We start from the raw sequence: 21600 nt of genomic DNA, 5'->3' as shown, positions 1-21600 counted from the left end.
TCGTTCACTTCGCTTTCCGCATGATGACCCGCAACTTCGCGCTATGGGCACGATGATTGGCGGCCAGTTCTTCTTCGCTTGGCAAGATCGGTTTGCGATTAACCAAACTGAAGTCTGGCACCGCGTCTGCCGGAATCACCGGCAAATCGCGCGGGAGATCTTTGATTTTTGTTTTTTCATTGAACATGGTTTTGACGAGCCGATCTTCCAAGGACTGGAAGGTAATGACACTAATGCGGCCAACCGGCGCCAACAGCGTGAAGGCCTGGGTCAAGGAATCTTCCAGCGCCCCTAATTCGTCGTTCACGGCGATGCGGATGGCCTGGAACACCTTCTTAGCGGGATGACCGCCAGTGCGCCGGGCCTTAGCTGGAATACCGGCCTTGATCAGCTCAACGAGTTCAAAGGTGGTTTCAATGGGCTGTTCGGCGCGAGCCCGTTCAATTTGGCGGGCAATCGACTTGGCAAACCGTTCTTCACCGTAGCGAGTAAAAATCCGTACTAGGTCTTGGAAGGCCCACTCGTTGACTACCGTGCGCGCCGTTAAGCTTTGGCTTTGATCCATCCGCATATCTAGCGGGGCATCGAAGCGGTAGCTAAAACCGCGCTTTGAGTCGTCGAACTGCGGTGATGACACCCCGAGATCGTACAGAATGCCATCTACCTGCGTGACCCCGGCTTCTTGCAAGGCGGCGGTTAAGTCGCGGAAGTTGCGATGAATCAAATGCAAGTTCGCTGGCATGGGCTGCAAAGCAGCACTCACGGCATCAATGGCGGCCTGGTCTTGATCAAACGCGTAGAGCTGGCCCGAGGTGAGCTGGCTCAAAATGCGTTTGGTATGACCGGCGCGGCCCAAAGTGGCGTCAACGTAGATACCGGCAGGATTGACGGCCAACTCATCAGTGGCCTCTTTTAATAAGACGGTTTCGTGGGTAAATGTCATCGGCTACAGTCCAAAGTCTGTCAGATTTTCAGAGATATCATCAAAGCTCTCTTCAGCAGAGGCAGTGAAGGCGTTCCACCGCGCTTCACTCCAAACTTCAATGCGATCAGAAACACCAACTAAAACGCAGGCCTTCTCTAGCCCTGCGTGCTCGATCAAAGGCTTAGGAATATTCACGCGGCCTTGCTTATCAAGCTCGCATTCCGTGGCCGCCGAGTACAAAAAGCGGCTAAAGGTCCGGGCGTCTTTTTTTGTCAACGGGAGGGTCTCAACTTGTGCCTGCAACTTCTCCCATTGCGCCATGGGATAACCAAAGAGGCAGCCGTCCATGCCCCGGGTAAGCACAAAATCACCGCCCAGTGTTTCACGAAATTTGGCTGGAATAATCAAGCGTCCTTTCGCATCAATGCTGTGATGAAATTCACCCATTAGCATGACAGACCCCTCCTTTCCTGACGTTAAATTCAGTCTACCACAATCCCCCACTATCCACCACTCAAGTATCAAAAAATGGCTTGACAAATCTGGTTTTTGACCAACGTTTCCCACGATGTACAAAAAATCCCCACCGGCCGCGGTTTGCAGCAGGTGGGGAACGGTGGATTCTGGGTGGGAGATGCGCCCTATTTTTGCTTTAAAGGGTGATTAAAATCGCCCCAAGCCACCATAAAGTTGTGGCTAAAGTGAGGACGCCGCCCAAAGTTGAAAAATAACGTTTGAGCACTAAATCATAATCTCGGTCAACCAGCAGGACGACCAAGAGCAGGGCAATCGCGCAAGCCGCAAACAAAGCGACCCAGATTGCATTGGGGAGCGGGTTGGCCAAGAGCATCGCCAACCCGCCTAAATTCAGCAGCGTGGCCACTAATGGCAGTAGCCGTGAGCGAAATTGAAAGGCGCGACTGGCGATCAGCAGCGCCAGACCTACAAGGGGTAATAGATAGCCGAACAACGTGTACATAAGCATTCCTCCAAGTTCCACTATACCCGATTCTGCGGCCGCTCGCATCGAATTGTTCTGCGGCTAGCTACTCCCCCACATTCGCCCTGACCTAAACCGACAATTTCAGTTGCCCTAGCCTGGCAAAACGGGTAAACTACAAGGGAATAAATAGCAAGTCGTGCAGGCGCAGACTGGAAAAGGTGGTGATACTGGTGAAGCAAAAGCGTTCTAAGTTTTGGTATATTACCCATATCGCAACATGGGCCATGCTGATCGTCACCGTCTTTGGGGTTTTGGTTTTAGCCCTGCAAGCAATGGGCAGCCTTTAACCCATTCATATCAAAAAAGCGTTGCCCCCAGCCTGCACATGGCCGAGGACAACGCTTTTTTGCTAGCTAATGTTGGGGTTGAAACTGGGTCGCGGTTTTGGGCTGGAACAACGCCTTGCGCACGGTTCGCAGTAGCACAGTCACCACAATCAAGGTCACCAGGCCGGTCGCAATCGCTGAGCCACCATTGATGGCCAGCGAATAGAGCCAAGCCGGCATGCCTTTAGGCGCGTAAGAACCCCAGAATACCCAACCGGCTAAGAAATGGCAGAAATACTTGGCCGCCGTACCGATCAGCACCGCCAGCCAAGCCGTCGCCAGGATGGTTTTGGGCTTATTCTCATGCAGTGCCTTTTGAAATTGCGGATAAAGCAACCCGCCCAAGCCGGCCACCGCAAAAGCAATCGGATATTCCAAAAAGCCTTGAAGCGGATTCAGCACTGAACCTTCGCTGAAGCCGATCAAAAAGACGTCGAGCACGCCCCAGGTGAGCCCCGCGGCCATCCCCGCGCCTAACCCCCGACGCAGCGCCAGCACGGTAATCGGAATCAAGCCGTAGCTCATTTCCACGCTAGAAATCCCCGTTTTGTGAGGCACATATTCCAGCGCCATCGCGAAAGCGGCAATCACCGCAATTTCCATTAGAACAATCAAACGTGACATCGTTTTAGACATCAAAAAACCTCCTTCGTGTGCTGGGAGCCAGCCACAAAGAAGGTCGATAAATATCGACACCGCAATTCCTACGCTCGTATTAACGAACAGGTTCGAAGGGTCTGGGCAAATGCCCACTCTCAGCCAATGGCTCCCCTTTGCGTTGGTCCCGGACAACTATTTACTTGTGCAAAACCCATTATAAGGGACCGCTTACCAAAGTCAAGAAAAAGCACCAGGCTGCAGAGCAGGCTGCGGAGGGTGGCCGCTTTTAGCCTGACAGTTAGCCTAGCCGGAAGCATTGCCGCCGATTTTTGGCGGTGAGGCTTCCGGCGTAGCTAGCTGCTCAGGCGTTGGCCACCCGCAGCGCAACTACAGGCTGCGGAGCTGGGCGCCCTTAGCCCGACAGGTAGCCTAAGCCAGCGCGTTGAAGTCGCACTTTGACTTCGAAGCCCTGGCTGTAGCTAGCTGCTCGGGCGTTGCCCAGCGCAGCGCAACTAAAGGCTACGGAGGGTGACCGCTTTTAGCCTGACAGGCAGCACTCAAGCTTATAGAATCGGGGCAAACAACCGAGCCAATTCGGTGCCCATTTGATGCCACCGGGTCTGGCTCTTGACCTCGGCGTAAGTATAGGCGGTCGCCTGCTGCAAATCGAGCTTGAACTGGCGCTCGGCGCGTTCAGCCAGCGCCTGGTCATAGATGAAGGCCGCAATTTCAAAATTCAACTTGAAACTGCGAACATCCAGATTAGGCGACCCGGTCATGAGATACTGACTGTCGACAATGATGACTTTCCGGTGCAAAAAGCCGGCATCATAGCGGTAAACTTTCACACCGTGCTTCGCCAAACGGTTCAAATAAAAGGCCGTGGCTTTGGCCATTAGCGGTTGGTTGGTTTGTTTGGGCACCATCAGCCGCACGTCCATGCCACTTTGGGCGGCAAGAATTAACCCGTCCAATAAGCTATCATCTGGCACGAAGAATGGTGATTGCACCCAGATCCGGCGCTTAGCTAAAGCCAAAAGCCGCAGATCTCCCAACTTGATGGCTTCTAGATCCTGCTCTGGCCCGCCACTGACAATCTGCATGGTGGTCCGGCCGGTATCATGTGATTCCGGAAAATAAGCGCGCTGGAAATGCACTTTTTTAATGCGCGCGGTGGTGTTCCAATCCATGAAGAACCGCGCCTGCAACGACGCCACCGCCTGACCGCTGATGCGCAACTGCGTGTCTTGGGTGATGAGATATTTGCGCGAAGACGAGCCAATATCAAACCCCCCCATGTACCCTACCCGGCCATCAATCACCGTGATTTTGCGGTGATTGCGAAAGTTGATCCGCAAATTGGCCCGGCCGAGCTTAGTGGCAATAAATGGCTCCACCATGCCGCCAGCCGCGATCAAAGGCCGCCAAAAATTTCGATTAAGCCGATGGGAACCAAAGGTATCGTAAATGACGCGCACCCGCACGCCAGCTTCGACTTTTTTGACCAACAACTGCACCAACGCCTGGCCATGGGCATCAGGGGCAATGGTGTAAGCCTCAATATGGATATGGTGCTGCGCGGCTTCCAAATCGGCAAATAACCGGCGACTAAATTCAGTGCGATCAAAAATCAACTGCACGTCATTCATCGTCGTGATCAAGGCTCCATCTGCCTTCAGCAGGGTCCGCACCAACTCCGGCGCGCCAGCAAACGGCGAATTAGCGCCTTGGTCTTGGCTCAACTCAACCGCTTCTTGCTGGGCCGCCACCATTTGATCAATCCCGAGCCGTTGCTGCGTGGCCAGGGCATTCAGTTTGTTGGTCGACAACTTCCGCCCAAATAACCAGTACAGCACAAAGCCGAGCACCGGAATCAACATCAAAACCAGCAGCCATGCCCAAGTCGCTGCAATATCGCGCGGCTGCCGAAACACCGTCACGATGGCTGATGCCGCATTGACGACCACGATGACAACCAGAAGTGTCTCCAGCCACATCCGGCATCCCTCCTCCACTTATCGTTTTATTCATAATACCACAGGGCAAGCCCATCCAGACGTTGATTAAAACAAGTGGCGAATAACGTTTCAATTCATCTGGCAGCCGGGGCAATAAAAATCATCACAAGTTAAATAACATCGATCCGGCAATCGCAGCCAATATCGTGCTAGCAAGGGCGAGCGCCTCTGAATCAAAAAAAGAATGGCACCAGGCCATTCCTCCCTAATCCACCGATTTCTCGCCGAACCATTTCTCGTTGATCTTTTCCAGCGTGCCATTTTTGGCCAAAACCTTTAACCCATCATTGATCTTCGCTTGCAGGGTGGTATCGGTTTTACGCAAGCCCACAGCGAAATCTTCCGGCGGGAAGTCGCCGGCGACCACGCGATAAGCGCTCGGGTCGCTTTGGTGTTTGACATAGTAGTCAGCATACACCTGGTCGATCAAAATACCTTGAATCCGTCCAGCGTTGAGATCCAAGAACGCATCATCGAAGGTGTCGTAAAGCACTGGCGTTTGTTTGGCAATCAAATTCTTCAGCTTCTTCGGCTCACCATCCAGATCCGCGGCGCCGCTGGAGCTGGTTTGGACCCCCAGCGTTTTGCCTTTCATATCAGCAAAGGACTTGATATTGGCATTGGCCTTCGTGACCAGCACCTGGTGGTTCAGCAGATAGGCCTTGGAAAAGCCCACTTGTTTGGCCCGCTCTGGGGTGACCGTGTAGCCATTCCAAATCAAATCAATCGTCTGATTACGCAATTCGGTTTCCTTCATTGACCAATCGATGGTTTGAAAGCTCGGCGTGATGCCGTACAGCTTGAACACGGCTTTGGCCAGGTCAATATCGTAACCACTAAGCGTGCCGTCTTTTTGGCGAAAACCCATCGGCACAAAACTATCATCAAGTCCGATCACAACTTTTTTGGTTTGCTGAATACGCGGCCAACTATTTTTCACCACGGTGCGGGCGCAGCCAGCAGCACTCACGACAGCCAGCACGAGCACCAGCAGGGCAACTATTCGCTTTTTCACGCTTCCCCACCTCCAAGTTTGGCCACCGTCAGTGTTTCATCCGCCACCGCCTGCGCAAAGTCCATATCGTGGGTCACCACCACTTGGGTCATCCCTTGCGCCTTCACGCTGTTAATCAGATCCGCCACTGATTGGCGCAAGTTAGGATCCAGCGCCGAAGTGGGTTCGTCATAGAGCAAAATCTTCGGCTTCAAGGCCAAGGCGCGGGCAATGGCGACCCGCTGCTTTTGCCCCCCTGACAAGGAAAACGGGTAAGCATCCGCCTGGGCCGTTAAATCGAGCTCGGCGAGCAATTGATCCGCCTGCGCCGTTGCGGCCGCAGCGCTGGTGCCTTGCAAGGTAGGCGCCAGGGTCAAATTGCGCCGGACCGTCAGATTGGGGAATAATTCAAAACCCTGGAACACAACGCCGATCAAGCCCGCTTGCCGCATTTTGGCGGCGGTGGTGGGTTCACCGTTCCAAATCATCTCGCCGCTATCCGCTGGCGTCAGCCCAGCGATGATGCGCAGCAGCGTGGTTTTCCCGGCGCCACTGGGGCCAACGATGGCGAGGGTTTTCTGGTCCGCAATGGTAACATCAACGCCGCCCAAAACGGTTTGGTCACCAAATTTTTTCGTGATATTTTTGAGTTCTAACATGTGATGACCTCCTTATTTGTAGTAGCTAAAGGCTTTTTCAACGCGGCGCTGAAGCAGGGTTAACACCAGCGTCATGATCAAGTAAAGCAGCGCCACCAGCACCAGCGGCACCAGGGTGACATCGCGCGCCGTCGCCACTTCCCCGGCGCGGAGCAAGTCACCTAGGCCAATCACGTAGACCAAGCTAGAGTCTTTGACCAGGTTGATCACTTCATTCCCCATGGAAGGGAGCACCACTTTCAGGACTTGGGGAATGACGACATAACGCAAGGTTTGCCAGCGGGTCAGGTTCAGCACGCTAGCGGCTTCGAACTGCCCTTCTTCAATAGCGCCGAACCCGCCGCGGTATATTTCCGCGAAATAAGCGGCGTAGTTGAGAATGAAGGTGAAAATCACCGCCGAGAAGCGATCGAAGACAATGTGAACCAGCGGCAACCCGTAAAACACGAAAATCAATTGCAGCAACAGTGGTGTGCCGCGGAATAACCAGATATAGCCGTTAAGCAAGCCTTTACCGGCAACCGCCAGTGGATTTTTGCCGCGATACAGCAACCCGACGGCCACAATCATGCCCAGCGGAATGGCCCCCAGCAGAGTGATGGCAAACACAGCCAAGGTCATTTGAACCCCGGAAAGTAATGCTGGTAAGATCGAAATCACATAATCCATAATGTCCTCCTTTTGCCGCTTCTGCAGCAGGTTAATCGTTGAATGAGCGCAAAAAGCGCCCTCCTGTACGTTTGTACAAGAGGACGCTTCTGCGTGGTGCCACCTCACTTCGCCTTGCTGTCACCAACAAGACCTCACGTGGTTGAAAAATCCACCGGGAACAAAAAAGCCCCCACTCAGGCGAATTGCCTGAATGAGGGCGACTTGAATGCCGCGGTGCCACCTCATGCTCGTTGACCTGTCACCAAGCCAACCTCATGTCGTTTTTCAACCACGGCGATAACGAGCCCAACCGACCTGACCTACTACTTTCAACCAGGCACTCATGGATGTGAGATGCAAGGCGACGTCTCTGGCTTCCACTCTCCCAGAGTCGCTGATCGTCGACCAATGCACCATTTCCACTCAACGTTTTTAAATGATTGTGCTTATCATACCTTGTTTTTGCCGCTTGTCAAGCCTAACGATGAAAAAGGCGATGCCAAAAGCCCACTTTTTTCTGTTCAATGTTCATCAGTGGCACACTTTCGCCCAGCAACCGGCGCGCAATATTGCGGTAGCCCTGGCTGGCCGGGTCATCGGGATCCATCACCACAGTTTCGCCTTTGTTCGAAGTTTCAATGACGCCATCATCATCCAAAATGATGCCAAGTAAATCAATGCCAAGGTGCTGCGTGATTTCATCGATATCCATCGCGCGGCCATCGGCCATCATGTGCTGGCGAATCCGATTGATCACCAACCTAGGCGGATAGACCATATCGCGCTGCTCAAGCAGCCCCACAACGCGGTCGGCGTCGGACACGGCGCTGATTTCTGGGGTGGTGACCACAATCGCGCCATCTGCCCCTTCCACCGCATTGCGGAAGCCTTGTTCAATGCCGGCTGGGGAATCGAGAATCAGGTAGTCAAATTCTGGGCGCAGTTCTTCCACAATCGCCTTCACCTGCTCCGGCTCCAGCGAATCTTTTTCTGCATTTTGAGCGGCCGGCAGTATGTAAAGTTTATCGTCGAAGCGCTTGTCCTTGATCAACGCCTGGTGAATTTTCGCCCGGCCGGTGGCCACATCGACGATATCGTAAATAATGCGGTTAGATAACCCCAGCACGACATCCAAGTTGCGCAGCCCGATGTCGAGATCCATGAGCACCACCCGTTTACCTTGCAGGGCCAAGGCCGTCCCGATGTTGGCAGTGGTGGTCGTTTTGCCGACACCGCCTTTACCCGAGGTAATAACTAATGACTTTCCCATTACAATTCCTCCAGTTTACGGAACAGTTTTGGCCGCAACTCACTGAGGCCGGCGGTTTGCCCATGGGTGAGCACATGCAGGTCGTTGATGTAGCTGGTCGTTTCAGGGCCATAAGTGTTCTTATCGATAATTTCGATGGTATCAGCAATGCGAATTTGACCGGCCTTGCTGATATCACCGGCAATCACCGCGTCCTGCGCCCCATCAGCCCCGGCAATCAGCAGGCCTTCCACCGTGCCCATCACAAAAATGCTCCCGGTGGTGCGTAGCGTCGCGCCTTGGTGCAACGTCCCCAGAAACAGCACATCGCCGCTGTAATTGGCCTCTTGCCCTGACCGCAAAACTCCACCCACTAAATGCGTGGCCTGGGCCGCCAAGCGCGCCTTCAGCGGCGCAATGGCGGCCACGTCAGCATGAATGGCGCCAATGGTGAAATGCGGATACTGGGCAAAGACCTGCTGAATGGCTTGGGCCTGACTTTCGTCCAGGAGCCGGTCGCCAGTTTCAATCACAAATTCGACTTCGCCAGTATTTTCTGTATCAGCGGAGAGGCGCGCCAGCAAGGTTGCCAGCTGCGCGGTGATTTCCTCAATACTCGATGCTGCTCTAAATTGCAGCTCAAAGCCGCTTTTGCGGCCTTTTAATGTGACAGCCTCCAAGACGCCACCCCCAACGTTAATCTATCCTTAAGTTTATCAATATTCGGTGCAAAGGCAAATATGCGACGGCGAAAAGAATCACATTCACCATCAGCCCTGGGCCAATGTGGTTGGCAATCAGAATAATCACCGACCCGTTGGCCACCCCCAGAAACTGATTAATGGCATAATCGGCCACTGCCGCCACCGTCAGCACAATCACCATCACACTACCCAGGTAAAACGGCTTTTTCGGAATCACCGGTTCCACCTGCCGCACCACATAGACAATCAGCGGCCAAAGCAAGGTATTGACCCCAAGCATGCCGGTGTAATAGCTATCGAAAATCAAACCGAAGCCGATGGCCATCGGCACGATATAGACCTCTTCCGGGAGCAGCAACGCCGTCATCACTAGCGCCATCAACGTCAAATGCGGGACGCCATAAAAGGTCCCCGTCATGATGAACTGTGCCAACGTCTGAGCCAGGGTGCCATCGATCAATAAGCACACAAACAGCAACAGGATAATCCAGCCATGACCCCTGAACTTCTTCTCTGTGATCATGTTACTCACCTGAAATCGTGCGATTAATCACGGTGACCACCGAGAGATCATTGAAGTTCGCCGCCGGTTTGACATACACCGTGTTGGCCAAACCGAAATCATCCTTCTTGACACTGGCCACGGTCCCAATCAAGAGCCCTTTGGGGGTGCTGGCACCTAAGCCAGAAGTAATGACCTTTTGGCCTTTTTTGACGTTTTCTTCCGTGTTGATTTGCCCTAAAATCAGCTGATTTTTCTTCACGGAATAGCCGGTAATCACGCCATTGACCACCTGGCCAGAGCCGGTGGTAATCTGCGCGGCAAAGCGGTCAGCGGATTTATTATCAGTGGAAAGCATTTCGACCTTGGCATTTGTCTTAGCCACTTCCACCACCCGGCCGGCCAGACCGGCCCCGGCCATCACCGGCATCCCCTTGGTCACGCCAGCCCCGGAGCCTTTGTTGATGATGATGATGTTTTGCCAGTCGCTAGGACTGCGCATCATCACCGTGGCCGAAATTTGATCGTAATCGGTCAAAGTGGCGTTCAATTTCAGTTGCTTTTTCAGCGCCTGATTTTCTCGGCTCAAGGTTTGGTTGCGGACCTTGGTTTGGGCTAAGCTGGTCAGTTTAGTTTTCAGTTGCTTGTTTTCCTGATACGCGTTGAGCAAATCGTTCACGTCATCCAGCCCGCCTTTGACAAAATTCGCCGGGCCTGACACAATCCGACCGCCAATGCCGACAATGTCATTGCCAATTTGTTGCACCAACGGCGGGGCGCTACGATTGTTGCGAACCGCCATGGAGGTGAACATCAAGCCGACGCTCAGGAGCAGTGCGATCATCAACACGATTAATTTTTTGTTTGAGAAGAACTTTTGCATGAGTCGCTCCTTCGTTCCAGTTCACGCCTATCACTCAAAAAGCCGGCCCCAATAAGACGATCGGACCGGCCACGGGTGCCTGCAGCTGCGGGCGAGGATCAGTGTTTCTTTAAGACATCAATATTCTTCAGTGATTCGCCAGTCCCAATGGCCACACATTCCAGCGGGTCTTGCGCGATGAAGACCGGCACTTTGGTGGCATCAGAAATGACCTCAGCGAGATGCTTCAACTGGGCACCGCCACCGGTAAGCACGATGCCGTGATCGATCACGTCCGCCGCAATTTCTGGCGACGTTTCTTCCAGCGTATCCTTGATGGCATCGATGATGGCCTGCACAATTTCGCTGATGGCCTTGGCCACGTCCAGCGCCGCGATGTTTTCTGTCTTCGGCAAACCCGTCAGCAAATCGCGCCCACGAATAGACATATCGTCAAGTTCCTTGGCAGCTTCAGGAGAAGCACAACCAATTTGAATCTTGATTTCTTCCGCGGTGCGTTCACCAATCAGCAAGTTGAAGTGCTGCCGAATGTAAGTAATGATAGCTTCGTCGATTTTATCGCCAGCCATGCGAATTGAACGGCTGGACACAATCCCACCTAAGGAGATAGTGGCAACATCGGTGGTCCCACCGCCGATATCCACGACCATGCTCCCGGTTGGATCCATCACCGGCAAACCGGCACCAATCGCCGCGGCGTAAGGTTCCTCAATCACAAAAGCATCCTTGGCGCCAGCCACTTTGGCCGCATCAATCACGGCGCGCTTTTCCACTTCGGTCACGCCGCTTGGCACACAAATCATCACTTGCGGATGGTTGGCCTTCCCACCGAGCGCTTTATTCATGAAGTACTTCAGCATTGCTGCCGTCGTGTCATAATCCGCGATGACGCCATCTTTCATGGGCCGGATCGCTGCAATATTGGCCGGCGTGCGGCCAATCATGGCCCGGGCTTCTTCACCCACGGCAATGATTTCTTCAGTTTGGGTATTCTTAGCCACGACAGAAGGCTCATTGGTGACAATGCCTTTGCCATCCACATACACCAAGGTGTTTGCGGTCCCCAAGTCAATTCCGATGTTTTTCGATCCTAATCCAAGCAAGACGTTCTCTCCTTAAAGTGATCCGTTTTTCTAGTCCTAGGCATTATAGCATATAACGCCTAACCCTCGCACCGGGCGCTCCGCAGAAATGCGCGGCAGCGTTTAAAAAATGCCCGCTGTGATCACTTTAGATTGTACCCTTTAACCCGCCTTGCCTTAACCAAGGTCGCGTTTCTTTACCTTTATTCAAACACTCACGCTTAGAGCTGATGCTCCATGCTGAAGGAGTAAAAATTTTGCGCTCCGACAATGAGGTGATCCACCACCGCGATGCCAATCAAAGCACCAGCCGCGGCAAAACGCTGGGTGAGGTCAATATCCATGGCGCTAGGATGGGAATCGCCGCTGGGGTGATTGTGCACCAAAATCAGCTTGGAAGCATTCATCCGCAGAGCCAGGCGAAACACCACCCGGGGATCGGCCACTGATTTGTCGACGCCGCCATGACTAAGCTCCAGCTCTTGGATAATGGCGTTTTTGACATCAAGAAAAATCACCAAAAGGTACTCTTCTTTGGCTCCAGCCAGCCGGGCCATCATTTCCTGACCCAGCGCTTCGGCCCCCAAAATCTGGCCAAAGCGTAGCGATTGGCGCTGCTGCACCCGTTGGCCCAATTCGATACTCGCGGCCAATAAACTGGCCTTGCTCAGCCCAATGCCACTGATCGCCATCAGCTCTTCCAAACTGGCGCTACCCATGTCTTTTAACCGGGGGAAGGTCCCCAGCAAGGCCTCGGCAATCACCGTTTTGGAGTGTCCGCGTCCGCCAGCGCCAATCAACACCTCTAGCAACTGCACATCCGAAAGTACCTGTGCCCCATGCGCCAACATCAGCTCTCGTGGCTGCATGCCCTCATCCCCTCTCACGAAGAGATTACGCGTTCCGCAGCCAAGCCGCCACCGCCACCAAATCTGGTAAAACGGCGGTCGCCTTTGCACTGGCCGGCGCCAAATCGTGCACTTGCAGACAGCGCAGCCCTGCGGCATTAGCAGCAGTCACGCCTGCTGGGGTATCCTCCACTGCCACCACTGCGGGAGTGGGCAAGGCCAGCTGGCTTAAAGCACGCTGGTATAAATCCGGCGCTGGTTTACTCGCCCCAACCTCACCGGTGACGGTCACGTCAAACTGGGGCCAAGGCTGCTGCGTGACGATATTGTTCACATAAGTGCTGGGGCTGACCGTCACCAATCCCAACTGAATCCCACGCTGGTGCAGGTGGTTCAGCAGTTGAGTGGCCCCTGGGAGCGCTGACACCGACCCAAGCTGTTGCTCAAACAGCTCATCGCTAAGGCGAATAAAAGCTTCTAGCCCGGCGCCGAACTGTTGCTGAAGCCAAGCATTCTGCCGCAGGTCACCCGTGCCCACCAAGCGCTGAAAAGCCGCCGCTGGCAGCGGCTGGCCCAGTTGTGCGGAAGCCGCGGCATTCGCCTGCAAATACAACCGCTCGGTATCCACCAAGGTGCCATCCAAATCAAATAAAACCGCCTTAAGCATGCGCGGCCCCTAGCAGCGTCTGCCGCACTGCACTGGCCAGGTACAAAGAACCGGCAATGATAACCGGTTCATCTGGCTCCTCGTCCAAATGTGCGGCTAAGGCTGCCTGCCAGCTCGTAAAGCTCCGCAACCGGTCAGCATCGGGGTAGTCACTGATGGCGCTAGCGCGCGGGTTATCTGGCACCGGCACTAGCCACAGCCGGACATGCGCGGATTCCAACTCCCGCACCATGGTAGGCACATCTTTGTCTTTCAAAACGCCGATGATCAGTGTCACACGCTGCGCCCCAAACACCAGCTTCGCCGCGCTGAGCATCGCTTTGATGCCTTGCGGATTATGGGCGCCATCAATTACGATCAGCGGGTCATCACTGATTTTTTCCATCCGCGCCGGCCAGGTGCTGGCGATCAGGCCGGCCCTGATGGCATTGGCAGGCAATGGCCACTCAACGGCCGTCGCCGCGAGTTGACTGGCGACAATCGCCAAACTGGCATTGTTAACCTGATACGCGCCGACCAACGGAATGTGCAGATGGCGCAAAACCGCCTGCCCTGGCCTTGAAAAATCAAACCGTTGGCCCCAGCCCTCAAGCTGCGCATGAGGAGCGGCAAAATCTTGGCCTTCCACCAGCCACCGACTGCCGGTCAGGGCAACGCGCTTTTTGACCTCAACCATCGCCTCGGCTGGTAAAGCGGCGGTAACTACCGGCCGCTGGGGTTTGATGATGCCCGCTTTATGGCGCGCCACACTGGTCAGGGTCGGTCCAAGCAGCGCGGCATGATCCAAACCTACGCTGGTAATCACGGACACTAGGGGATCGATGACATTCGTCGAGTCGGTGTCGCCGCCGATTCCGACTTCGATTACCGCCAGATCAACGTGTTGCGCGTGAAAATACCAAAACGCCAGCGCTGTGATGTATTCGAATTCCGTGACGGCAAAATTCGGTTGCTGCAGCCGGACTTGCTTCAGCGCCGCATCCACTGTCGCCGCCGCCTCGACCAACGCCGCATCGGCAATGGGTTGATGATTAATCATGATGCGCTCGTTGAACCGCATAATAAACGGCGAGGTAAATAAGCCCACGGTCAACCCACTGGCTTCCAAAATATGGGCAATGGCTGAACTGGTGGAGCCTTTGCCATTGGTGCCGGTCACATGCACATACCGGCCGGTTTGCGGATTACCCAACGCCGCCAGCAGCGTGAGCAACCGCTCATGATCGCCGGTTTTAGCCAAGCGGGGCAGCGCATGAATCGCCGCCACCGTTGCTTCGTATGTCTTCACGAATAAACCTCCCTACCAAAAAAGCCGCCTGCCTGCGCAAACGGCTTTTGCTTAAATTTAGAATACCACGACTGGTGTGCCGACGGAAACGACATTCCAGAGCTTAGCGATGAAGGCTGGCGGCTGGTTGACACAGCCATGTGAGCCGTGTTTCAAGTACCAGTCCCCGCCAAACGTTGGCTGCCACGAGGCGTCATGCAGACCCACGCCGGTGTTGTCAATGGGCATCCAGTAACTGACTGGCGTCTTATAGTCCTCACCGACCAAAGTGGCATTACGCTGCTTGGACCAGATATCGAAGACCCCACTCGGCGTTGGCGTCGAAGGCTTCCCGGTGACCACGTCAGATTCCATCACGAGTTGACCATTCTTGTAGAACCATTCGTGCTGGTTGACTTTATCCACTTCAATGTAGGTGTTGCCGATATCAGTGCCATCAGCATGATAGCCGGTACCTTGATACAACACGGTTTGGTCGAAGTCGGCGCCTTTTTTGATGAGTTCAATCAAGGCTTTGGTTTCGGCCGACTGGCGAATACTCCAGCCGTAAATCCCGGCTGGCACGGTCACAGTGCCGCGCTTGGTGGACTGGAACTGACGCGACTTGTCGTAGGTGTTGTACTTGGTGGCCAGACTTGCCACATACTTGGCCACGCCTGACTCACTCACTGTTACAGCGCCGTCTTGATAACTCAGCCAACTCTGCAGCGTGGCCGTCGGGATGGTTTCCTTGTGATTGGTGATGGTGATCACGGCTTTGATCTTGCTAATGGCTTTCAGCTTGGTGACCGCGTCTTTGAGCTCGGAATCCGAGCTAACGACCTTAGGCTTCGCATAACTTTTCGCCACTTGCACCTTGGTCTGATTGGCTTGAATCGTGCTGGCAATTTCATTGGCCAGCTTCGTCGCGTCAATCTGATTGCCGGCTTTTTCCTTTTGGATGACGTAATCGCCATTTTCCACAGTGACTTTGGCATCTTCTGGCGCCGTGCGATTGGTGTTCAGACTTTGCGCTTCGCTGGTGGCATAAGCCTTGATGGCCGTTTGATCAGCGCTGCTGGCCAAGGCCGACTGCTCGCCTTTAGCCAACACCACGGTGGTAAAGCCCCACGGATTTTGCTTTTTGATCAGTTTATTCAAAAGCGCCGTGTAGTCACGATTGAGGCCCAATTCCTGACCTGACACCGTCGCCACCGTCTTGCCTTGATCCGTCAACTGATAATTGACGTTGCCTAGCTTGGCTTTTAACGTCTGATTGGCCGCTTTCACGGTTTTGCCGCCGATGGTGACCCCCATCACCTCGGTTTTAGGCAAAAAGTGATCGCGATAGTGTGAGCTGCGGACGCCGAAAAAGGCAGCAACCGCGACTACCGCTACGGCAATAACAGAAGTGATAATCCATCCTTTTTTCTTCATTGAAATCTCCCTACTTGTTACTTTTACTTGGTACTTTCAATCCGGCTCAATTATAACATACTTACTAAAAGTACGTAGAGGCCTTGCAATGCAGATTGATTATACCGCAACCAAGTCGCAGAAGGGCAACCATTTAAGCTTGCTTGATTTGGGTCAAACGGCCATCTTCCATTTTGTAAACGGCATCAGCAAAGCCCAGCAAGCGTTCGTCATGCGTTACCACCACAATCGCTTTTTTGCGGTTATGGGCCAAATCATGAAGCATTTGCCCCACCGCTTGCACCCGTGGACTGTCCAGCGCCGCCGTGGGTTCATCTGCCAAAACGATGGCCGGATCGGGGTAGAGCGCCCGAGCGATGGCGACGCGCTGCTGCTGGCCGCCAGATAACTCATTCGGGAACTTATTTAACAGCTCAGCGATGCCGAGCTCAGTTAATAACTGGGTCAGCGCAGCCGGTGCCAGGTTGCCCTGAGGCCGAATGCGGTCCACCAGTTTGAATTGATCTGCTACCATCAAGTACGGCAGTAAATGATAAGCCTGCAACACAAAGCCAATTTGATTCAAGCGTAGTTGTTCTTTTTCCTTCGGTGAGCGCTGCTGATAGCTTTCACCAGCCACTTGCACCTGACCACTAGTCGGTGTCAAGAGCCCCCCGGCAATCGTCAACAGTGTGGTTTTGCCTGAGCCAGAAGGCCCCACAATCAGCGTGAGTTGCCCGGATTCCGCGGCAAAATTCACATCGTGCAACACCTGCACCCGCGCTGTGCCTTGACCAAAAATCTGATTCACTTGTTCAACTGCTAATGCTGGCATGTTTAACCTCCTATCACGGTCAACGGATCGACCTTAACCACGCGCCGCACGGGAATTAGCCCGCCAATCAGGCCCATTGCAAACAGCCCGACCCCCACTGCGGACAGCAGCGGCATGGAAAAGGCCATTGGCACTACTGCCGGCATCGCCACCGCAGTGATGATCAGGAGCACGGTGCCACCAACTAGCCCGGCTGCTACCAGCAGCAAGGACTGCGCCAAGGTAGCTTGCACCAGCACGCGGCTCGGCACGCCTTGCACGCGCAAGACGGCATAATTCGGCAACTTTTGCATCGTGAGGATGTACATGAACACCGCGATGATGATGAGCGAAATCACCATCAAAAAGCCAATCATGAGCTCAAAGGTCATATTCTGGGCGGAATAGCCGGGTAATTTTTGAATGAAAGCGGCGGTTGAATAGGCCTTAGTGCCACTGGTACCCAGCTTAAAGGTGGCGGACTGCGCCACCACTGCGCTGGCTGCAAGGTTTGGCATGCCACCTTTCAAGGTTTGCCAAGCGCTCATAGTGCCATACAGCACCGGCGCAATATTCATTTTCGCCCCACTGGTAAATCCGACAATGGTGTAGTGCTTGGCCAGGCCGTTCAGCGTGATGGTACTGCCGAGCTTGTAGCCTTTGAGCTTCAGCGAATCATCGGCTAACACTTCACTGGCTTTGGTCGGCTTGCGGCCGCTGGTCACCGTCAAATTTTTGGCGATGAACTGACTGGCTTTTAACCCCAGGAAAGTCGCCGAAACCTGCTCGTGGCCTTTGGCTTTCACCGCGACTGAGGCCTGACCGACCACCGCGGTATCCTTGGGCAAGGTGCCTACCTGGTCCGTGGTTAGCAGCGACTGCCGCATGTCGACATTGGCATTGGCATTCAGCACCACAGTTTTAACGTGCCAGGAATCAATGGCATCCGTGTTTTGCTGAGCCAAGCCCAAGGCCAGGCTGGTGAGGATAAAAATCAAATAACTGATCAACACAATCATCGCCACAATCAGTGATGAGCGGAGCTTTTCTTTTCGAATTTCTTTAATCGCGAGAAACATTCACAGGGCCTCGATTTTCTAAAATTTGCAGGGCGGCTGCCAGCTGGTCTAGGCGGACGGTCGCAGTATCTGGTGCTAACAGGACGTCTTTGATGGTTTGATGGCACAGAACCTCAGCCGCCCAGGCCGCAGCATCCGGTGTTGGCGGCGTGGGCCGAGCCGGTAGCACCGCCTCATTGGCCTTGAAATGCATCACCATCAAAGCCCGATACGGACTCACCTGCACCCCCACCAGAAACTGGCGGGTATTGGCCAGATAATTGGCCGCATCAAAACCGCCAGCAGTGGCGACATGAAGGCCAGCGTGAATCGTTTGCATCGCACTGCCGAACAGATATCGATAAGCATCGGTCAGATCGGTGAAGTATTTGTAAAAAGCCCCCCGGGCAATGCCGGCACTGGCCACAATTCGCGCCACCTGGGCGTCTGCCACGGGATAAGTACTGAATTCTTGATTAAGTGCAGCCCGAATCCGGGCTTGTTTGGCGGCATTCAGATGCATAAAGGTTGCGGATACCATGATTGTCTCCCTTCAAAGTGACACCGTGTCAATTTGATTAGTCTACCACAAAGTGACACCGTGTCAACTTAAACTTAAAAAAACAGAGTGACACGTGGCCACTCTGCTAGTTCGTGCTTATTTGGCTGCTTGCAGTTCCTTGATGCGAGCATTCGTGGCTTCAAGCTTCGCCGCGTAATCCGCTTGCTTAGCTTTTTGCTCGTCAATCACCGCAGCTGGGGCCTTGGCCAAGAAGCCTTGGTTGCTCAGCTTCTTATCAACGCGGGTAATTTCTTGTTCCAATTTCTTTGCTTCCTTGGTCAACTTAGCAATTTCTTCGTCCAAGTCAATCAATTCTTGCAGCGGCACATACAAAGTCGCACCGGTCGTCACGGCACTGGCCGCCAAAGCTGGAGCCGCCACATCACTGCCAATGGTCATGCTCTTGCTGTGGACAAAACGGTCAATAAAGTCGCGGTTGGTTTGGAACACCTCAGCCAGGCTGGCATCCTGCAACTTAATGACCAAGTCAATGGGACTCGCCAGTGGCGCATTGACTTCCGCCCGAATGTTGCGGACGCCGCGGATGACTTCGATGATGGCTTCCATTTGACTCACCGCTGCATCATTGGCAAACGCCGGGTTAACCGTCGGATAGGCGGCAGTGACCAGTGATTCGCCATCATGCGGCATCGTCAGCCAAATCTTTTCCGTAACAAATGGCATGATGGGCTGCAATAAGCGCAGCGTCTGATCCAGCACATAGCGCAAGTTGATGCGCTTTTGCACTTTAGCCGCTTCATCATCGCCGTACAAGACTTCCTTGGCCATTTCCAAGTACCAGTCGGCCAATTCATTCCAGATGAAGTTATACAACGCGCGGTCGGCTTCCCCGAATTCGAACTTGTCGAATAAGGTGGTGACGGTTTGGACGGTGTCGTTCAAACGGGCAAAGATCCACTGATCGGACAGATCAAACTGGCTCGGGTCTGGCTGTTGGTCCGCGGTGGTATCACCGAGGTTCATCAGCACAAACCGGCTCATGTTCCAGATTTTGTTGATAAAGTTCCAGGCGGCATCCATCTGGGTGTAGGAGAAACGCGCATCCTGACCAGGCTTATTGCCTTGGGTCAGGAACCAGCGCAACGCATCGGCGCCGTATTTTTCAATGACGTCCATCGGGTCAATCCCGTTGCCCAGCGACTTGCTCATTTTGCGGCCTTGCTCATCGCGCATCAAGCCGTGAATCAAGGTGTACTGGAATGGCCGCTGGTCGGTAAACTCGAGGCCTTGGAAAATCATGCGGGCGACCCAGAACGGAATGATGTCGTAGCCGGTGACCAGCGTGTTGGTTGGGTAGTAGCGCTTGTAATCAGGCGCGTCGGTATCTGGCCAGCCCATGGTTGAAAATGGCCACAAGGCGCTGGAGAACCAGGTGTCCAGAACATCAGGGTCTTGCTCCCAGTTCTCTGGATCCTGCGGGTCTTCCATGCCCACATAAACTTCACCGGTTTGCTTGTTATACCAGGCTGGAATCCGGTGTCCCCACCAGAGCTGACGAGAAATGACCCAATCATGAATGTTTTCCATCCAGTTCAAGAAGGTGTGTTCGAAGCGGTCCGGCACAAAGCTGACCTTGTCGGGACCTTGCTGGTTTTTGATGGACGCTTCTGCCAGTGGCTTCATCTTGACGAACCACTGGGTGGACAGGCGTGCTTCCACCTGCACGCCGGTACGCTCGGAGTGCCCAACACTGTGCACAATCGGCACAATCTTGATCAAATCGCCAGATGCCTGCAGGTCCTTGACCAGCGCTTCGCGGCATTCAAAGCGGTCCATGCCTTGATACTTGCCGGCGTTTTCGTTCATGGTGCCGTCATCATTCATGCAGTTGATGCGTGGCAAATCATGCCGCAAGCCCACCTGGAAGTCATTGGGGTCATGCGCCGGCGTAATTTTAACGGCGCCAGTCCCGAAGTCCATGTCGGCATGTTCATCCGCAATAATCGGAATCTTGCGCCCCACGCCAGGAACGATGACTTCTTTGCCGATTTGATCTTTATAACGCGGATCTTTGGCATTCACGGCAATGGCAGTATCACCAAACATGGTTTCCGGCCGCGTGGTAGCAATCTCGATTCCGCCTTCAGTGCCATCCGCATAAGGATAAATCAAATGATAAAAGGCACCTTTATCATCTTGGTGAATCACTTCAATATCGGACAACGCCGTGCGCGCCTGCGGATCCCAGTTAACAATGTATTCGCCGCGATAGATCAAGCCTTTGTTGTACAAATCAACGAAGACTTTACGCACCGCCTTGGACAAACCATCATCCAAAGTAAAGCGTTCCCGGTCATAATCCAGGGACAGGCCCATTTTGGCCCATTGCTTGTGGATGATAGCGGCGTATTCATCCTTCCAGTCCCAGACCTGTTGAATGAATTTTTCGCGGCCCAAATCATAGCGCGTCACACCTTGCTTACGCAGCTTGGCCTCAACTTTGGCCTGAGTGGCGATCCCGGCATGGTCCATCCCTGGCAGGTACAGCGTGTCATAACCTTGCATCCGCTTTTGGCGAATAATCATATCCTGCAACGTGGTATCCCAGGCATGGCCCATGTGCAGCTTCCCAGTGACGTTGGGCGGCGGGATCACGATTGAATACGGCTTGGCCTTTTTGTCGCCGTTAGGCTTGAAAACGCCTTGTTCGAGCCATTTCTCATACCGGCCTGCTTCAACGGCTTTGGGGTCGAATTTTGGGGCTAATTCCTCTTTCATGCTGTTTCCTCCTATATTTGGTGTGACCTTAGTTTGGGTGAGATTGGGCGAGCGCAGGCTGCAGAGCGGAGCCGCATTTAGCCCGACAAATAGCCTAACTCAAGGCATTGCCGGCGTTTTCTGCCGGTGAGGCCTTGAGTGTAGCTATTTGCTCGGGCGTTGGCTCCGCGGAGCGCAACTATCTTAATTGGCTGACTATTGGGGCGCCGCAGCCTGCATAGTTGCGCTCACGAACGCAACGCTTGAGTGATTAGCTACGCAGTAGTCCTCGCCGCGTGCCGCGGCAATGCCTACTGCTAGGCTAATCATCAAACTAAGTGCGCCTTCGTTCGCAGCCTATCTAGTTGCGCTCCGCTCGACGACGCCTGAGCGATTAGCTACGCCACCTGGTCCGCCACCAAAAAGCGGTAGCAAACCAGTTGGCTAGGCTACTCGTCAGGCTAAGCCCGTCGAGCTCCGCAGCCTTCTTCGTTCGCAGCCTACAAAAAAGCCCGCCCTATTTCTAGGACGAGCGTGCTCGCGGTACCACCTAAATTAAGCTAGCTAGGCTAACTTCTCTCGGACCTGGTAACGGGTGGTCCCGGTTGGCCCTACTGCCTTCAGGTCAACAGCTCGCAAGCTACTTCTCGCACA

General features: G+C 53.9%; 22 protein-coding genes, 1 riboswitch and 1 other annotated feature (1 of these 24 running past the window's edge). Of the genes, 1 reads left to right on the top strand and 21 read right to left on the bottom strand.

Going from position 1 to position 21600, the window contains the following annotated elements; genetic code table 11:
- Positions 1-4: 4 nt before the first annotated feature.
- The 3 genes from rsmH to JUF11_RS08375 all read right to left on the bottom strand — a co-directional run bounded on the left by rsmH (position 5) and on the right by JUF11_RS08375 (position 1904).
- A complete protein-coding gene (rsmH, locus tag JUF11_RS08385) occupies positions 5-943 on the bottom strand; it encodes a 16S rRNA (cytosine(1402)-N(4))-methyltransferase RsmH (protein ID WP_204119202.1) in 939 nt (312 codons plus the stop codon).
- Positions 944-946: 3 nt separating this feature from the next.
- Positions 947-1378 carry a division/cell wall cluster transcriptional repressor MraZ gene (mraZ, locus tag JUF11_RS08380; protein ID WP_125581168.1) on the bottom strand — a complete coding sequence of 144 codons (432 nt, stop codon included), beginning with the start codon at positions 1376-1378 and terminating at the stop codon, positions 947-949.
- A 199-nt stretch (positions 1379-1577) separates the two neighbouring features.
- Positions 1578-1904: a DUF3397 domain-containing protein gene (locus JUF11_RS08375; protein WP_125581084.1), complete on the bottom strand. Its 327-nt coding sequence runs from the start codon at positions 1902-1904 to the stop codon at positions 1578-1580.
- 194 nt (positions 1905-2098) lie between these two features.
- Here JUF11_RS08375 and JUF11_RS08370 point away from each other — a divergent pair, with 194 nt between their 5' ends.
- The gene (locus JUF11_RS08370; protein ID WP_164507893.1) at positions 2099-2215 is read left to right on the top strand and encodes a DUF4044 domain-containing protein; all 117 of its coding nucleotides are present in this window, start codon (positions 2099-2101) and stop codon (positions 2213-2215) included.
- Positions 2216-2281: 66 nt separating this feature from the next.
- Here the strand turns inward: JUF11_RS08370 and thiT are convergent, their stop codons facing one another.
- The 18 genes from thiT to JUF11_RS08280 form a co-directional block, all read right to left on the bottom strand.
- Positions 2282-2890, bottom strand: a complete 609-nt coding sequence (gene thiT, locus JUF11_RS08365; RefSeq protein ID WP_204119201.1) for an energy-coupled thiamine transporter ThiT — start codon at positions 2888-2890, stop codon at positions 2282-2284.
- 48 nt (positions 2891-2938) lie between these two features.
- Positions 2939-3037: riboswitch (TPP riboswitch) on the bottom strand.
- Positions 3038-3417: 380 nt separating this feature from the next.
- Positions 3418-4851 carry a cardiolipin synthase gene (gene cls / locus JUF11_RS08360; protein ID WP_204119200.1) on the bottom strand — a complete coding sequence of 478 codons (1434 nt, stop codon included), beginning with the start codon at positions 4849-4851 and terminating at the stop codon, positions 3418-3420.
- Positions 4852-5077: 226 nt separating this feature from the next.
- Positions 5078-5887 (bottom strand): amino acid ABC transporter substrate-binding protein, encoded by an 810-nt coding sequence (locus JUF11_RS08355; RefSeq protein ID WP_204119199.1) that lies wholly within the window; start codon positions 5885-5887, stop codon positions 5078-5080.
- The gene (locus JUF11_RS08350) at positions 5884-6525 is read right to left on the bottom strand and encodes an amino acid ABC transporter ATP-binding protein (RefSeq protein ID WP_204119198.1); all 642 of its coding nucleotides are present in this window, start codon (positions 6523-6525) and stop codon (positions 5884-5886) included. Before JUF11_RS08350 ends, JUF11_RS08355 begins: the two co-directional genes overlap by 4 nt.
- Before the next feature lie 12 nt (positions 6526-6537).
- Complete coding sequence (locus JUF11_RS08345) at positions 6538-7194, bottom strand: amino acid ABC transporter permease (protein WP_204119197.1); 657 nt, start codon at positions 7192-7194, stop codon at positions 6538-6540.
- Between the two features lie 460 nt (positions 7195-7654).
- Complete coding sequence (minD, locus tag JUF11_RS08340) at positions 7655-8446, bottom strand: septum site-determining protein MinD (protein ID WP_204119196.1); 792 nt, start codon at positions 8444-8446, stop codon at positions 7655-7657.
- A complete protein-coding gene (locus tag JUF11_RS08335; protein ID WP_204119195.1) occupies positions 8446-9105 on the bottom strand; it encodes a septum site-determining protein MinC in 660 nt (219 codons plus the stop codon). The genes minD and JUF11_RS08335 overlap by 1 nt, the downstream gene beginning before the upstream one ends.
- 16 nt (positions 9106-9121) lie before the next feature.
- Positions 9122-9652 (bottom strand): rod shape-determining protein MreD, encoded by a 531-nt coding sequence (gene mreD, locus JUF11_RS08330; protein WP_204119194.1) that lies wholly within the window; start codon positions 9650-9652, stop codon positions 9122-9124.
- A 1-nt stretch (position 9653) separates the two neighbouring features.
- Positions 9654-10514 carry a rod shape-determining protein MreC gene (gene mreC, locus JUF11_RS08325; protein WP_204119193.1) on the bottom strand — a complete coding sequence of 287 codons (861 nt, stop codon included), beginning with the start codon at positions 10512-10514 and terminating at the stop codon, positions 9654-9656.
- A gap of 98 nt (positions 10515-10612) precedes the next feature.
- Entirely contained in the window at positions 10613-11617 is a 1005-nt protein-coding gene (locus JUF11_RS08320; RefSeq protein ID WP_125581107.1) for a rod shape-determining protein, read from the bottom strand.
- Positions 11618-11817: 200 nt separating this feature from the next.
- Complete coding sequence (radC, locus tag JUF11_RS08315; protein WP_204119192.1) at positions 11818-12465, bottom strand: RadC family protein; 648 nt, start codon at positions 12463-12465, stop codon at positions 11818-11820.
- 25 nt (positions 12466-12490) lie between these two features.
- Positions 12491-13111 (bottom strand): HAD family hydrolase, encoded by a 621-nt coding sequence (locus JUF11_RS08310; RefSeq protein ID WP_204119191.1) that lies wholly within the window; start codon positions 13109-13111, stop codon positions 12491-12493.
- On the bottom strand, positions 13104-14399 hold the full coding sequence (locus JUF11_RS08305; protein WP_204119190.1) for a bifunctional folylpolyglutamate synthase/dihydrofolate synthase: 1296 nt from the start codon (positions 14397-14399) through the stop codon (positions 13104-13106). Before JUF11_RS08305 ends, JUF11_RS08310 begins: the two co-directional genes overlap by 8 nt.
- A 57-nt stretch (positions 14400-14456) precedes the next feature.
- Positions 14457-15815 (bottom strand): L,D-transpeptidase family protein, encoded by a 1359-nt coding sequence (locus tag JUF11_RS08300; RefSeq protein ID WP_204119189.1) that lies wholly within the window; start codon positions 15813-15815, stop codon positions 14457-14459.
- Between the two features lie 133 nt (positions 15816-15948).
- Entirely contained in the window at positions 15949-16629 is a 681-nt protein-coding gene (locus JUF11_RS08295) for an ABC transporter ATP-binding protein (RefSeq protein ID WP_204119188.1), read from the bottom strand.
- 2 nt (positions 16630-16631) lie between these two features.
- Positions 16632-17687: an ABC transporter permease gene (locus JUF11_RS08290; protein WP_204119187.1), complete on the bottom strand. Its 1056-nt coding sequence runs from the start codon at positions 17685-17687 to the stop codon at positions 16632-16634.
- Positions 17671-18207: a TetR/AcrR family transcriptional regulator gene (locus tag JUF11_RS08285; RefSeq protein WP_204119186.1), complete on the bottom strand. Its 537-nt coding sequence runs from the start codon at positions 18205-18207 to the stop codon at positions 17671-17673. The genes JUF11_RS08290 and JUF11_RS08285 overlap by 17 nt, the downstream gene beginning before the upstream one ends.
- A gap of 117 nt (positions 18208-18324) precedes the next feature.
- Positions 18325-20967, bottom strand: coding sequence for a valine--tRNA ligase (locus JUF11_RS08280; protein WP_204119185.1), 2643 nt, complete (start codon positions 20965-20967; stop codon positions 18325-18327).
- A 500-nt stretch (positions 20968-21467) separates the two neighbouring features.
- Positions 21468-21600: a binding site (T-box leader), on the bottom strand; it runs 73 nt beyond the window's last position.

Source organism: Lacticaseibacillus suilingensis, from assembly GCF_016861845.1.
Classification (GTDB): Bacteria; Bacillota; Bacilli; order Lactobacillales; family Lactobacillaceae; genus Lacticaseibacillus; species Lacticaseibacillus suilingensis.
Note: the sequence above shows the minus strand (reverse complement) of the source record. Positions and strands in the feature narration are given on the sequence as shown.